The sequence below is a fragment of the Sorangium sp. So ce296 genome (assembly GCF_051529605.1).
Lineage (GTDB): Bacteria > Myxococcota_A > Polyangia > Polyangiales > Polyangiaceae > Sorangium > Sorangium cellulosum_D.
Genome location: NZ_CP150325.1, coordinates 13786085 through 13800904, shown reverse-complemented (window position 1 = coordinate 13800904; position 14820 = coordinate 13786085). Strand labels below are relative to the sequence as shown.

At 73.7% G+C, this 14820-nt stretch carries 11 protein-coding genes; 9 read left to right on the top strand and 2 right to left on the bottom strand.

Annotated elements, in window-relative coordinates:
• Positions 1-103: 103 nt before the first annotated feature.
• The 4 genes from WME98_RS50890 (at position 104) to WME98_RS50875 (ending at position 3899) form a co-directional block, all read left to right on the top strand.
• Entirely contained in the window at positions 104-1342 is a 1239-nt protein-coding gene (locus WME98_RS50890; RefSeq protein WP_437321907.1) for a glycosyltransferase, read from the top strand.
• A 204-nt stretch (positions 1343-1546) separates the two neighbouring features.
• The gene (locus WME98_RS50885) at positions 1547-2821 is read left to right on the top strand and encodes a glycosyltransferase family 4 protein (RefSeq protein ID WP_437948829.1); all 1275 of its coding nucleotides are present in this window, start codon (positions 1547-1549) and stop codon (positions 2819-2821) included.
• A gap of 109 nt (positions 2822-2930) precedes the next feature.
• Positions 2931-3251, top strand: a complete 321-nt coding sequence (locus WME98_RS50880; protein WP_020737057.1) for a tetratricopeptide repeat protein — start codon at positions 2931-2933, stop codon at positions 3249-3251.
• Positions 3252-3281: 30 nt separating this feature from the next.
• The gene (locus tag WME98_RS50875) at positions 3282-3899 is read left to right on the top strand and encodes a thiamine phosphate synthase (RefSeq protein ID WP_437932826.1); all 618 of its coding nucleotides are present in this window, start codon (positions 3282-3284) and stop codon (positions 3897-3899) included.
• Between the two features lie 54 nt (positions 3900-3953).
• On the opposite strand, the gene WME98_RS50870 is transcribed toward WME98_RS50875, so the two are convergent.
• Positions 3954-4547 carry a Uma2 family endonuclease gene (locus tag WME98_RS50870; protein ID WP_437948828.1) on the bottom strand — a complete coding sequence of 198 codons (594 nt, stop codon included), beginning with the start codon at positions 4545-4547 and terminating at the stop codon, positions 3954-3956.
• Positions 4548-4631: 84 nt separating this feature from the next.
• On the opposite strand from WME98_RS50870, the gene ileS reads away from it, so the two are divergent.
• The 4 genes from ileS to WME98_RS50850 all read left to right on the top strand — a co-directional run bounded on the left by ileS (position 4632) and on the right by WME98_RS50850 (position 11824).
• A complete protein-coding gene (gene ileS / locus WME98_RS50865; protein ID WP_437948827.1) occupies positions 4632-8528 on the top strand; it encodes an isoleucine--tRNA ligase in 3897 nt (1298 codons plus the stop codon).
• Positions 8529-8638: 110 nt separating this feature from the next.
• The gene (locus tag WME98_RS50860) at positions 8639-9817 is read left to right on the top strand and encodes an AAA family ATPase (RefSeq protein WP_437948826.1); all 1179 of its coding nucleotides are present in this window, start codon (positions 8639-8641) and stop codon (positions 9815-9817) included.
• Positions 9810-9995, top strand: a complete 186-nt coding sequence (locus WME98_RS50855) for a hypothetical protein (RefSeq protein WP_437948825.1) — start codon at positions 9810-9812, stop codon at positions 9993-9995. Before WME98_RS50860 ends, WME98_RS50855 begins: the two co-directional genes overlap by 8 nt.
• Positions 9996-10603: 608 nt before the next feature.
• Positions 10604-11824, top strand: coding sequence for an AAA family ATPase (locus WME98_RS50850; RefSeq protein ID WP_437948824.1), 1221 nt, complete (start codon positions 10604-10606; stop codon positions 11822-11824).
• Between the two features lie 7 nt (positions 11825-11831).
• On the opposite strand, the gene WME98_RS50845 is transcribed toward WME98_RS50850, so the two are convergent.
• Positions 11832-12524 carry an HAD family hydrolase gene (locus tag WME98_RS50845; RefSeq protein ID WP_437948823.1) on the bottom strand — a complete coding sequence of 231 codons (693 nt, stop codon included), beginning with the start codon at positions 12522-12524 and terminating at the stop codon, positions 11832-11834.
• 133 nt (positions 12525-12657) lie between these two features.
• On the opposite strand from WME98_RS50845, the gene WME98_RS50840 reads away from it, so the two are divergent.
• A complete protein-coding gene (locus tag WME98_RS50840) occupies positions 12658-14802 on the top strand; it encodes a hypothetical protein (protein ID WP_437948822.1) in 2145 nt (714 codons plus the stop codon).
• Positions 14803-14820: the final 18 nt, after the last annotated feature.

Here is a 14820-nt window from a genome sequence, read left to right as displayed (position 1 = left end):
CAGAATGACACGGAACGCTCATCGCACGGTCGACACCTCTGTCGTGACGCGACGGGGCGCTCCGAGGACGACCGCGGCGACCTGACGGTCCGCTCAGGAGAATATGAGCAAGCCCAACGTCTGCATGGTCGTGAACAACCTCGAGGTCGGCGGGCTCGAGAAGGTGGTGCTGAGCCTCCTCGATCGGCTCGGCGATCAGGGCTTCGATCTCTCGCTGATCTGCCTCGACGGCGAGGGGCGGCTCTTCTCGGAGGTGAAGCTGCCCCGCTCCAAGTGCCTCGTGATCACGAAGGATCTCCGGCCGGTGCTGCCCGGCCTCAAGAGCGATCCCGAGGCGATCCTCTGGATCCGGCGCTTCTTCCACCAGCGCTCCGTGGATATCGTCCACGTCCACAACCGGGCTCCGCTCATCTTCGCCGGCCTCGCGGCGCGCCTGCTCCGGAATCGGCCGCTGGTCGTCTACTCGGAGCACAACCAGATCAACCGGGCGAAGGGGTTCGACCGGCGCAAATTCGGCTACTACGCCTACCTCGCCGACGAGATGGTCGCGGTCTCGCACGACCTGAAGCGCATCCTCGTCGACGACGTGAAGGTCCGCGCGCCGGTCCGGGTCATCCACAACGGCATCGACGGGACGCGCTTCGCCCGGGCCCTGACGAGCGGCCAGCAGGGGCGCATCCGCGCGGAGCTCGGCATCGGCGAGCAGGAGTTCGTGTTCGGGTGCGCGGTGGTGCACATCGAGCAGAAGGGGCTCCGCTACCTCATCGAGGCGGCGCCGGAGGTGCTGCGGCGCGCCCCGGAGGCGCGCTTCGTCGTCGCGGGCGACGGCCCGCTCCGGGGGGAGCTCCAGCAGCGCGCCAGGGACGCGGGGCTCGGCGACCGGATGCTCTTCCCCGGGTATCGCTCGGACGTCCCCGAGCTCGTCTCCGCGTTCGACGCCTACGTGCTCCCGTCGCTCTGGGAGGGGCTGCCGCTCGCCCTGCTCGAGGCGCTCGCGCTCGGCAAGCCGATCGTGGCGAGCCGCGTCGGCGGCGTCCCCGAGATCATCGAGCACGGGGTCGACGGGTTCCTCGTCCCGCCGAAGGACCCGGGCGCGCTGGTCGAGCACCTCTCGCGGGTCGCCCGCGACGCGGAGCTCCGCGAGCGCGCGCGCACGCGCGGCCCCGCGAAGTTCGCCGAGCAGTTCAGCCTGGAGGCGATGGTCGACGCGCACGTGCGGCTCTTCGACGAGCTCGTCGCCCGGCGGCGCGGCGGGGAGGCCTCGCCGCGGGCGCAGAGGTCCGGGGGAACGAGCCAGGGACCCGTGCTGAATACGAGGTTGAGCGAGACCGACCGAGCTTGAAGAGGCCGAGCGAGCCTCAGCAAGCCTGACCGGGACGCGACGAGACCCGACGAGACCCGACGAGACGCGACGAGACCCAACGAGACCCGACGAGACCCAACGCGACCTAACGAGACGCCTCGAACCAGCGCCGGCACCAAAGCCCCTGTTGCCGGCGCGCTCGCTGCCTCGGATCGATTCAGACAGGAGGAGCTCTTGCGGCGCATGCGTGTTTTGCTTATCACGAAGATTTTCCCGAACGCGGTTCACCCGGACGAGGCGCCGTACAATCGTCGGCAGTTCGCCGCGCTGTCGCGTTACTGCGACGTCCGGGTGCTCGCGACGATCCCGTGGTTCCCTGGCATCGAGCGGCTCTCGAAGTGGCCTGTCGGCGCCAGCGCGCCGCGCGAGGAGGTCATCGACGGGCTCCCGGTCCGGCACCCGCGCTATCTCTACGTGCCGAGGGTCGCGCCGGCCCTGAACGGCCCGCTGTACGCGGCGTCGATGCTCCCGGAGCTCGTCGGGCGCGGCCCGTCGCCCGACGTGATCGTCGGGGCGTTCGCCTACCCGGACGGCTTCGCCGCCGTGTGCCTCGGTCGGCTGCTCCGGGTGCCGGTCGTCATCAAGGTGCACGGGTCGGACATCGACGTGATCCCGCGCGACGCGCGGCTCCGGCGGCCGCTCAGCTGGGGCCTCACGCGCGCGACCCGGGTGGTGGCGGTCAGCCGCAAGCTCGCGGACGGGGTGGCGGCGCTCGGCGTGCCGCGCGATCGCATCGACATCGTCATGAACGGCGTCGACGCGAAGCTGTTCCAGCCGCGCAGCCGCGCCGAGTCGCGCGCGGCGCTCGGCCGGTCGCCTGCATCGAAGATGTTCGTCTTCGTCGGCCACCTGAACCGGGACAAGGGGGTGCTCGATCTGGTCGAGGCGTTCGAGCGGCTCGCGCCCGCGCACCCGGACCTCGAGCTCACGCTCGTGGGCAGCGGCGCCGAGGAGCAGGCGTGCAAGGCCGCCGCCGCCCGGCTGGGCGGCCGGCTGACGGTGACCGGCTACCTGCCGCACGACCAGGTGTCGCTGTGGCTCGGGGCCTCGGACGCCCTCGTGCTCCCGAGCCTGCACGAGGGGACGCCCAACGTCGTGCTGGAGGCGCTCGCCTCGGGGCGCCGCGTGGTGGGGACGAGCGTGGGGGGCATCCCCGACATCCTCCACAGCCCGGAGCTCGGCGAGCTCATCCCGCCGGGGGACAAGGGCGCGCTCGCGGACGCGCTGCTGCGCGCCGCGCGGCACGAGTACGACCCGGCGCGGGTCGCGGAGCTCGCTGGCGGGCGCGACTGGGACGACAGCGCGCGCGCCCTCCACGACACGCTCCTGCGCGCGGTGCGCAGCGCCCGCCGGCCGAGCGCGGGCGGGCAGGACCTCGGCGACGCGGCGTTCAGCGCCCCGGGCCCGAAGGGCGGGAGCGAGAACGGCGCCGCGCGGACGGGCGCTCCCCTGAGCTGACGGCTCGACTGGGCGGTGGCGGCGGCTCGCGGCGCGGCGCGGCGTCCGCGGCGGTGGCGGCGGGTCACGGCGCGGCGTCCTCTTGACGCTCGCGCGCGTTCATCGGCGAATGGCGCCCGTGCTCCCCGGCATCCGCGCGGCCCTGGGCCCGCTCGTGATCTTCGCCGCCGTCGCGCGGGCGCCTTACCAGTGCGCGAGCGACGTCGACCCGGATCACCGCCAGTACGAGGATCCGAGCGAGGCCCTGTACGGCCTGGCCGAGCGCTTCAAGGCGAACGGCGATCGCCGCGCCCAGGCCGACACGTTGCGCTTCCTCGTCGAGCGGTATCCTTCGAGCCGGTTCGCCCGGATGGCCCGGCAGGACCTCGAGGCGCTCGGCGAGCCGGGCGCTCCGGGAGGGGCGCGCGCCCCGGGCGACGGAGACCGCTGACGCGCCGCGCGTCGGCGCAGGAGGACGGCCATGCTCACCCCGCGGTTGACCCTCATCACGCAGACGGCGGACGTGCCGGAGCCGGCCCTGCTCGCGCGGCTCTCGGCGTTCGGCGCCCTGCCCCCCGAGGCCCGCGCCCGCGTGGCGGTGCAGCTCCGCGACCCCGAGCTCTCCGGCGCGGCGCTCCACGCGCTCGGCCGGCGCCTGCGCGACGCCACCGCCGCGATCGGCGCCTCGTTCGTCGTCAACGACCGCCTGGATCTCGCGCTGCTGCTGGGCGCGGACGGCGTGCACCTCGGCCGCCGCTCGGTCGCGGTGGCGGACGCGCGCGCCCTGCTCGGCGCCGGCGTCTTCGTCTCGGTCGCCTGCCACGGCGTGGACGAGGTGCTCCGCGCGGCGGAGGCCGGGGCAGACGCGGCCGTGCTGTCGCCGATCTTCGCGACGCCCGGCAAGGGCCCGCCCCTCGGGCTCGCGGCGCTGGGCGAGGCGCGGGCCCGCCTCGCGGCCGCGTCGCGCGGCGTCGCGCTCATCGCCCTCGGCGGCGTGGACGCGGGCTCGGCGCCGGCCTGCCTCGCGGCGGGCGCGGACGGGGTGGCCGCGATCCGCGCCGACTTCGGCGGCGCGCTGCCGGCGCCGCTCGGGGGGTGACCTCGCCTGCTCCCGCCGCCGCGCCCACGGAGCCGGGCCGCGCGGCGGACGTCCTCACCTCGCCCAGAGGTCGGCGAGCGGCAGCTCGATCGCGTCGAACGGCTCGGCCCGCACGACCTCGTCGCCATCGTGGGTGTCGAGCAGCCACCACCGGCCGTCGTCGAGCCGGTACACCTCGAGCGTCTGCGCGACCGGGTTGATCAGCCAGGCGTGGCGGACCCCTTCGCGGCGGTAGATCCGCCTCTTCTTGCCGCGGTCGATGCGCTCCGTGCGCGGGGAGATCACCTCGCACACCCAGTCGGGCGCGAGGTCGTAGTGCGCGGGCGCGTCCTCGGGCCCGAGCGCGTCGGGCATGCGCTCGCGACGCCAGCCGGCGAGATTGGGGACGACCTTGTCGGGCCGCGGTCCGAGGTGGAGCTCGGGCTCCACGAGGATGACCCAGCCGCCAGGTCCGCCTCTCCCGCGATCGAAGGGGCCCGTGAGGCTTCCGCCCAGGAGCGACGCCGTACGCGTGTGCGGCCGCCCTGGCCGCGGGAACGTGTGCAGCTCCCCGTCGAGGATCTCGGCGACCATCTCCTCCGGCGCGGCCTGGAACGCGGCCTCCACCTCGGGGGCGTTGCCCGGGAGCAGCGGGTGCTGTGCGCTCATGCGGCTAGCCTATCACTCCTCCCGCTTGCCGCTCCCCCGCGCCTCCCTCGACGCTGGCAATCCGCCTTGCTACTAGGCCGGGCCATGTCCGAAGCGTCCTCGAAGAAACCGACCGACGGCCCGCACGAGCCCCTGTTCGACAAGGTGGCGACCGAGCTGAACTTCCCCGCCGACGAGGCGAAGATCCTCGCCTTCTGGAAGCAGCACCGCATCTTCGAGAAGACGCTCCGCGCCGAGACCCGCGCCACCGGCCCGTCCAAGGGCACGTTCGTCTTCTACGAGGGCCCGCCGACCGCCAACGGCATGCCGCACAACGGCCACGTGCTCACGCGCGCCGTGAAGGACGTCTTCCCCCGCTACAAGACGATGCGCGGCTACGACGTCCCGCGGAAGGCCGGCTGGGACACCCACGGGCTGCCGGTCGAGGTCGAGGTCGAGAAGGAGCTGCGCATCCACGGCAAGGCCGACATCGAGCGCTACGGCGTCGAGCCGTTCATCTCGCGCTGCATCGACTCGGTCTTCCGGTACACCGAGGCGTGGGAGAGCCTGACCGACAAGATCGGCTTCTGGGTCGACCTCGACAGCGCCTACGTCACCTACCACCGGAGCTACGTCGAGAGCGTCTGGTGGGCGCTCTCGCAGCTGCACAAGAAGGGGCTGCTCTACCGCGGCCACCGCGTCTGCTGGTGGTGGCCGCAGGGGGGGACGGCGCTCAGCGCGGCCGAGGTCGGCTGGAACTACAAGACCGTGGACGACCCGAGCGTGTTCGTGGCGTTCCCGCTCGTGGACGAGCCGGACACCGCGCTCTGCGCCTGGACGACCACCCCGTGGACCTTGCCCTCGAACGGCTACGCCGCCGTGCGGCCCGAGTTCGACTACGTCGTCGTCGATGCGGGGGCGCCCGCGGGTGGGGCGGCGCCGGTGGCGCGGAAGCTCATCGTCGCCGCGGCGCTGCGCGAGGAGCTCGCGAAGAAGTTCAAGCGCGACCTGCCCGTGCTCCGCGAGCTCAAGGGGAGCGAGCTCATCGGGAAGCGGTACCGGCCGCCGTTCGACAGCTTCTCGAGGTCGCTCGAGGGCGCCACCCTGCGGCGGAAGGACGGCAAGGAGGAGCCGCTCTACTGGGTCGTGATCGGCGCCGACTTCGTCACGCTCGACTCCGGCACCGGCGTCGTCCACATCGCGCCCGCGTTCGGCGAGGACGACTTCAACGCCCACAAGCGGCGCGTCGCCGAGCTCGCCGAGCCGGGCGCCGCGGGCGAGGTGCCGATCCTGTGCGCGGTGCGGCCGGACGGCACGTTCGAGCCGGGGCTCACGCCGTTCTCGGGCCTGTGGGTGAAGGACGCCGACCCGCTCATCCTCAAGGATCTCGCGGCCCGCGGGCTGCTCGTCCACGACGAGAAGTACCGCCACGACTACCCGTTCTGCTGGCGCGCCGACGACGATCCGCTGATCCAGCTCGCGCGGCCCGCCTGGTACATCAGGACGCGCGAGAACATCGACAAGGCGATCGCCAACAACCGCGCGATCCACTGGATGCCGCCCCACATCCAGGAGGGGCGCTTCGGCGACTTCCTCGCCAACAACGTCGACTGGGCGCTCTCGCGCGAGCGGTACTGGGGGACGCCGCTCAACGTCTGGATCTGCGCGAGCAGCGAGGAGCACCAGCTCGCCCCGGCGTCGGTCGCCGAGATCGAGGCGCTGAACCCGCGCGCCTTCGACCACTTCCACGAGGCGAAGAAGGCCGATCCGAGCCTGAACGACCACCTCATCGTCCACAAGCCGTGGATCGACCGGGTGACGTTCCCCTGTCCCACGTGCGGCGGCGAGATGCGCCGCGTGACCGAGGTCATCGACGCGTGGTTCGACAGCGGGAGCATGCCGTTCGCGCAGTGGGGCTACCCGCACGCCCCGGGCTCGAAGGAGCTGTTCGATCGCGCGTTCCCGGCGGACTTCATCAGCGAGGCGATCGACCAGACGCGCGGCTGGTTCTACTCGCTCCTGATGGTCTCGACGCTGGTCTTCGACGAGGCGACGCAGGAGAAGCTCGGGCTGTCGCGGCTCCGGAGCTACCCGCACCCGTACAAGACGTGCGTCGTGCTGGGGCACGTCTGCGACCGCGAGGGCAAGAAGGAGAGCAAGTCGAAGGGCAACTACACGCCGCCCGAGGTCATCCTCGAGCGCGTCCGGATGGAGTTCGCCGCGGTGCGGGCCGCCGAAGTGAAGGGAGCCCAGCCGAAGGACGGGGTCGCGCTCATCGCGCGCGAGGACTACGAGGGGCTCGACCTGACGGGCGACGCCGCGAAGGTGCGGATGTACCGCGCCGATCGCGAGGCGCAGCCGATCACCATGGAGCTCCGGCCGCAGAAGGGCATGCCGCGGCGGATCGTCGCGCTCTCCGAGGCCGATCTCGACAGGCTGGGCCTCACGCCCGGGCAGGGGGCGCTCTCGGTGATGCCGAACGACGTGCCGCGGCTCGATCAGGCCGAGCGCGTCACCATCGAGGACCCGTCGACCTCCGCGCCGGGGGCCGACGCGTTCCGGTGGTTCTTCTACGCGTCCTCCCCGCCGTGGACGAACACGCGCCACTCGCTCACGAACGTGCGCGCCCTCCAGAAGGAGTTCGCGGTCAAGCTCCGGAACGTCTACTCGTTCTTCACCATCTACGCGAACATCGACGGCTTCTCGCCCGCGGAGGGGAACCCCGGCGCGACGGACACGTCGCCCGCGGCGCTCGCGGCGAGCGCCGGCTACCGGCCCGCGAAGGAGCGGTCGCTCCTCGACCGGTGGATCCTCTCGGAGCTCGCGCTCTCGACGCGGGAGGTGACGGCGCACCTCGACGAGTACCGCTTGTACGAGGCCGCGCAGCGGCTGGTCGACCTCGTGGACGCGCTGTCGAACTGGTACGTCCGCCGGAGCCGGGCGCGCTTCTGGGCCCCCTCTCCGACGTGGGTCGAGGATCGGCTGTCGCCGTCCTCTCCGGCCGATCCGCTCGACGTCGCGCCGGGCGCCGTGCGGGCGGCCCAGGACAAGCGCGACGCGTACTTCACGCTCTACGAGGTGCTCGTCGCGATCGCCAAGCTGAGCGCGCCGTTCACGCCGTTCCTCGCCGAGGCGATGTACCAGAACCTGGTGCGGCGGCCGTGGCCCGCGTCGCAGCCGGAGAGCGTGCACCTCGTGGCCTTCCCGGAGGCGGACCAGGCCGCGGTGGACGAGCCGCTCGCGGTCGAGATGCGCGCGGTGCGCGAGCTCGTCTCGCTCGGGCTGCAGGTGCGCACGGCGAACAAGCTCAAGGTGCGGCAGCCGCTCGCGCGCGCGGACGTCGTGCTGTCGCAGCAGGGGCTCGCGGCGGCGCTCGCCGAGCACGTGCCGCTCATCGCCGAGGAGCTCAACGTGCACGAGGTGCGCTTCCTGAAGCCCGGCGAGGAGGGGAGCGCGGTCCGTTACGTGCTCAAGCCGAACTTCCGCGCGCTCGGGCCGAAGCTCGGCAAGAAGGTGCAGCTCGCGAAGCAGGTCCTCGCGAAGGCCGACGCGTCGGCGCTGCGCGCGGCGCTGGCGACCGAGGGCAAGATCGCGATCGCGCTCGACGGCGAGCAGGTCGAGCTCGGCCCCGAGGAGATCGAGGTCGCCGTGGAGGCGGGCGAGGGGTTCGCGGCGGCCGGCGGCCGCGCGGGGGTCGTCGTGCTGCACACGGCGCTCACGGACGCGCTCCGCGACGAGGGGCTCGGCCGGGAGATCCTCTCGCGCGTGCAGGGGCTGCGCAAGGAGCTCGACCTCGGCTTCACCGAGCGGATCCGGCTCGCGCTCGACGGCAGCGAGCGGGCCCGCAAGGTGGCCGGGGCGGCGCGGGAGATCCTGATGCAGGAGGCGCTCGCGGCCGAGCTCGTGCTCGGGGCGGCGCCCGCGGCGTGGGGGCAGGCCGAGCGGCGCGAGCTCAGCGTCGACGGCGAGGCGCTCGCGATCGCGGTCGCGCGCACGGCGTGAGGGGCGCCTGGGGGGGAGGTCGAACCGCGATGATCACCAAGATCCGCGCCCGGAACTTCCGCAGCATCGGGGAGCGGATCGAGCTCGAGCTCGGGGCGATGACGGTCCTCGTGGGGCCGAACGCCTCGGGCAAGAGCAACGTTGCCGATGTTCTGCGATTCCTGGCCGATTGCGTGAGCTCATCGCTCGCGAGCGCCGTCGCGGCGCGACACGGGTTCCGTGCCCTGCGGCACGTCGATGCCCGGGAGTCTTCCGACGTGATCATCGAAGTCCATGTTCAGAGCGAGCGCGGCGCTGGTATCTGGGGCTTCACGCTCACCTCGTCGAGTGATGGCGATGGTGTGCTGGTCAAGGGCGAACGGGCCGTGTGGTTTCCCGATCCGGCGACACCTCTCGCGGTCCGAGAGCACCGCTTTGCCCTGCTCGAGAGGCACGAGGACTCATGGACCGAAGAGGAGCGCGACGCGATCCGGGGAAGCGTGCGCGACACAGCGGCGCGCGCCGCTACCGAGCCTGCTACGCCCAGCTATTTCGCTGCTCACCCGGGGCGTGACGTCCTCGTGCTCCCCTTCATCGGCCGTCGAGAGCTCTTCGCGTCGGCTGCGGAGTGGAAGCAGCTCAGCAGCTTTGTTCCGTTCATGGAGGAGCTGCGCAGCGTCGCCATCTACTCTTTGTTCCCGGACGTGCTCCGTAACCCACAGCAGCCGGATCCATCCAAGCCCATGAGCGCGAAGGGCAGCAACTGGGCCTCGACGTTGCGGGGGATCGAGCGATCGAGCTGGGGAGCCGAGCTTGTCGCTGCCCTCGGGCGCATCGCCTCGGACATCGACGAGTACCGCGTGACGGAGGCGGGAGGGTTCCTGATCCCGGAGTTCCGTCACGGCGTCGATGCGCAGGGGCGCGAGCGCTGGCACGGGGCTGCGCAGGAGTCGGACGGCACGCTGCGCGTCGCGGCGCTCCTCACCGCGCTGTTCCAGGAGCCCGCGCCGGCGCTCCTGGGCTTCGAGGAGCCGGAGCTCGGCGTGCATCCAGGAGCGATCTCACTTCTCTACGACTTCTTGAAGGAGGCGTCGACGCGCAGCCAGATCCTGCTCACGACGCACAGCCCCGACCTGTTGGATCTGGTTCCGATCGACGACCTTCGCGTCGTCGATCGGCGCGCAGGGGCGACGACGTTGGCGCGGGTCGAGGAGCGGCAGCGCGAGCTCGTGCGCAAGCGGCTGATGTCGACGAGCGATCTCCTTCACGCCGAGGGCCTTCGCGCTGAGGGAACCGCCGGCGATGGCTAAGGCCTACTTGGTCGTCGAGGGGCACGGCGAGGTCGAGGCGGCCAGGAACCTGGTCACACGTCTCTGGGCCGATCTCGGGCTGCCGCATGCCGTGTGGGGAGCGCCGAAGCGCGGCAAGGCGCTCAATACCCGCGCCGGCGTGCTGCAAGCCTGCGAGCTGCTGCGCAGCGAACCCTAGTGCGCCTCGGCTCACCGCCGCGGTTTCGTGCCGGGCCTTACGATCCTGCGGGGCGCGATCGCCCGGCCTCGCGGGGTGGCGCTCCTCCTGAAGGATCTTGTTGTGGCCATCGCGGACGAGGCGTTCGATGATCCTCGTCGGGTGGGGAGCATCGAAGCGTCTCAGGAAGGTACCGAAGGCCGCCTAGCACCGGCCCGAGAGGGGCGATGGCTGACCCCGGCGCCCGGATATTTCCGCGGCACGAACATGCCAGCGCCCGCCGGCCCGCTTCCACGCCGGCTGGATGTCCCAGGCGCGCGGCTGCCTGTCCCAGGCGCGCGGCTGCCTGTCCCTGACGCGCGACTGTCCGTCCCTGACGCGCGGCTACCTGTCCCAGCCGCGCAGCGCGACGCGTCCCAGGAGCACGACGCCATGTCCCTGGCCGCCGTGCCTGCGTCCCTGACGCGCGCTCCGGTGTCCCTGGAGGTCGCTCCGGCATCCCTGAGGTCCGCTCCAGCGTCCCTGGCGCTCCCTCCGGCGTCCCTGGAGGGCCACCCAGCCTGTCCGGCTCGCGGTCCAGCTGCGCGGGAAGGGGAGGGCACGCCCTGGAAGAGGGGCTCCGCGCCGCGATGATCACCCACGTCTACGTCAGCAACTACGGCAGCATCGGGCCCGGCATCGAGCTCACGCTCGGCGCGCTGACCGCGCTCGTCGGCCCGCCCGGCGCGGGGAAGGGGTGCCTCCTCGATGCCGTGCGGTTCCTCGCCGAGTGCGCCAACGGGGCGCTCGAGCAGGCGGCGGCCAGCCGCCGCGGCGGCGGCGCGCTGCAGCGCCCCCGCGACAGCGGCGCGGTCACCACCCTCGGCGTCGCCGTCTCCAGGACCGAGGGCCACGGGTTCTGGCTCGTGCAGCTCGCGCCCGGCGACCGGGAGGGCGAGACGCGCGTGAAGAGCGAGACGGCCGCGTGGTGGCAGCGCAGCGCCCTCACCCGGCTCGTCAAGCCGGGCCTCCGCGACGTCTTCGACGCCGGCAGCGACCCGCCCGAGGTCTCCTTCGACCGGCTGAAGGGCAGCCCGAAGGGGTTCTCGCGCAAGGACAAGGGCCGCAGCGGCACGCTCGCCTACCGCGGCGTCGCCCCCATCGCCGTGAGCGGCGCCAGGCTCGTCCTGCCGCTGCTCTCCGATGGACCGCTCACCCCGATGCGCGACGAGCTGCGCCGCGCGGTCCTCTACTCCCTCGCGCCGCGCCCCCTCCGCTCGCCCCAGAAGATCAGCGCCTCCCGCCGCCTCCGCGCGAGCGGCGAGAACTGGGGCTCCGTCCTCCGCGCGCTCGAGAAGGAGCGCTGGAGCGAGCAGTTCCTCGCCAGCCTGTCCCAGGTGCTCGGCGACGTCGACGGCGCCCGCGCCCTCTCGTCCGGCGGGTTCCTCGTCCCGGAGCTGCGCCACGGCGTCGACGACGGCGGCCGCGAGCGCTGGCGCGCGGCCACGGACGAGCCGGACGCGACGCTCCGGCTCGCGGCCATGGTCACCGCGCTCTCGCAGGAGCCGCCGCTCGTGCTCGCCGGCTTCGAGCACCCCGACGCGGGCGTCGATCGCGGCGCGCTGCCCGCGCTCGTCGAGTACCTGCGCGGCGCCTCCGCCCAGCGCCACCTCCTGCTCACGACCGAGAGCCCCGCGCTCCTCGACCTCCTGCCGCGCGAGTCCGTCTACTCGGTGGCGCTCCGCGACGGCTCGACCACCGCGTCGCCCATCGGCGAGCCCGAGCGGCGGGCGCTCCGCGAGCAGCTCGTCGCCGCCGAGGGCCAGCGCGTCCGGGATGCGCGCTCCGATCGGCCCCCGCGTGGCCCCTGAGCCGCGACTACCCCGCGAGCCGCTCCCGCTGCGGCGCGAGCGGCGACGCGTCGTACCGCGCGAGGAGGTCCTCCGGATCGCGGTAGAGCGCCGCGCACCCCGCCTCGACGAGCTCCATCTCGGGGAAGCCTCCGCAGCGCAGCCCCACCGCCAGGATGCCGAGCTTGGCCGCGGCCTCGGCGCCGGACGGCGTGTCGCCGACCAGCACCACCTCGCGCGGATCGACGCTGCCCAGCCGGTCGAGCGCCGCCTCGAGGACGTCCGGATGCGGCTTCGACCTCCCCGCGTCGTCCGCCGACACCGCCCACGAGACAAGGTCGCCCACCCCGGCGCGCTCGAGGCTCGCGTCGAGCGCGCCGCGCGCCATCGACGCGGCGGCGACGATCCGGCGCCCGTCGCGCGCGACGCGCTCGAAGAGCTCGCGCACCCCCGGGAAGACGCGCGCCCCGGGGAGGAGCTCGCGCGCGTAGATCTCGTCGTGGAGCGACGCGAGCCCCGCGCCGATCCAGCCGATCTCCTCGGGCGAAAGGAACACCGGCAGGAGCCGGTCCGCGCCCTCGCCGACGTGGCGCCTGAGCTTCTCCCGCGCGACCTCGCGGCCGAACCGCGCGAAGGCCCGCTGCCAGGCGGCCACATGCAGATCGACGGCGTCGAGGACCGTGCCGTCGACACCGAAAATGACGGCGCTGACGCTGGCCATGGCGCGACACGTGGCGCAGGGCCGGACGCACCGCCATCGGAGGGCTCCCGACGGCGCGCGGGCGCGAGCTGCGCCACGCCGAAGGCGCGATAGACTGGGTCGAGGAGGGCGAGCGGGCAGGGCGATGCGATCCATGAACGGCCGGCTTCCGGCACTCTCGGTCTTCCTCGGCGCGCTCCTCGGCCCGGCCAGCTCCGCCGCGCAGGGCGGGCCCGCGCTGGTCGTGGTCGATCGGGACGACGACGACGCCGACGGCGTGCCCGACGGCGAGCAGGCCCGCGTGCCGTCCTCCCCGGAGCTCCTCGCGCTGCGCGCGCCGCGCGGCGCGAGCCAGGCGCCCGCGGCGATCCCGGAGGGCCTGCGGCTGCTCGTCGACGGCAGCCCCGTCCAGCCGGGGAGCGCGATCCCCGCGGGCGCCCGCCGCGTCGAGCTCCAGGCGGTCCGGGCGGGCCGGAGCGAGATCGCCCTCTTCGGCAGGACGCTGCCGATCAGCGCGTTCGAGGTCCGCGCCATCGACGGCGCCGGGACGCGCATCGACATGGCGCGCTCCCACGCCTCGCTCCAGCGCACGCCCCCGGACCGGCTCGGCGACGATCCGTTCGGGAACCTCGACGATCCCGACGCGATCCGCCTGCTCGTCATCGGCGCGGCCGAGGACCTGCCGCTCACCGTCGACGTCCACTCCGCGGCGCCGTCCGGCCGGGCGATCGATCGCCTGCCCAGCGTGCCGCTCGGCCACGTCGCGTGCCCTCCGGACGTCCCGGCGGGCCTCGTGTGCGGCTCGACGCGCCCCCTCCGGATCGTGGCCGACGACATCGACCGCAACCACCCGATGATCGCCGATCGCTCCGTGAAGGGCGAGGTCGGCGGCGCGCTCGTGGTCGCCCTGCCCGACGGGCCGAAGCTACAGATGATCCGCATCGCCGGCCCGCGCTCCTCGCCGCTCGGGCCCCTCGGGCGCACGCGCGCGCGCCTGCGCATCCTCATGGTGCGGCCGCGCGCGGGCGGGCCGCCGCCGATGGGCGGGGACGACTCGGGCGCGCTCGCGATCGCGCGCGCGGAGGTCGAGCGCGCGAACGCCCTCTGGGGCGCGTGCGGCGTGAGCTTCGGCCCGCCGGAGGAGCTCGACATCAGCTTCGTCGACCCGCCGCGCCCGCACCTGCTCGCGATCGGCTGCGACCACGGCCTGCCGGCGAGCGGCGGCGCGATCCGGGTGCGCGTCGACGGCCACGAGGTGACCGCGGCGATCCGCCCCCGCATGCGCCCCGACGCCGCGGCGCGCGCCGTCGCCGCGGCGATCGGCGCCGCGGGCTTCTCGGTGCGCCTGTCGGACAACCCGGCCATCGGCGCGGGCGCGTTCGGGACCACCGACGTGCTCGTGCGGCGCCCGGGCGGCGCGCCCGCGGCGATCGAGCCGCCGGCGTCGGGCGCGCTGAGCACCGACCCGACGCTCACGGCGTGCATCGGCGCCGTGGAGCTCGAGGACGGCCTGCAGCACTTCAGCGACACGGACGCCATCGCCGGCACCGTCGAGGAGCGCGCGCTGATCAAGGCGTTCGACGACGGCGACCCCGCGACCATCGACGTCGTGATGGTCCCGAGCTTCGCCGGCGGCGGGCGCATCGGCGAGTCGTTCATCTTCGCCGACGGCGGGGCGATCCGGAACACGATCATCGAGGACCGCGCCGGCCTGCGCGCCGACCGCGCCTCGTTCGCGCTGTCGCACGAGCTCGGCCACGTGCTGCTCGACGAGCCGGGGCACCCCGACGATTTCGGGGTCGACACCCCGACCCGCCTGATGGACGCCGACGCGGCCAACTCGTCCGCGTACGGGCCGCGCCGCCTCACGGTGGACGAGTGCGCGCGCGCCATTCGACAGAGCGGCGCGGCGGAGCCGCGCCTGGGCAGGCAGAGCGGCGCTGCGGAGCCGCGCCTGGGTCGCCAGAGCGGCGCGTCGGAGCCGCGCCCGGGCACACAGAGCGGCGCGGCCGATCCGCGCCCGGGCACACAGAGCGGTGCGGCCGATCCGCGCCTGGGCAAACAGAGCGGCGCGGCGGAGCAGCGCCCGGGCAGGCAGAGCGGCGCGGCCGATCCGCGCCTGGGAAAACAGAGCGGCGCGTCGGAGCCGCGCCCGGGCGAGCCCCCGCCGCGCGGCGCGCAGGGCGATCGGGCGGGGGACGCGGCGGCGAGCCCCCCCGGCGCGCCCGGGTTCCGGCCGAGCGGCCCGGTGCCCCTGCTCGCGCCGTGGCCGCTCGCCCCGCTCGGTCGAGAGAGGTGAAAGGCCGCTTCCCGCTGT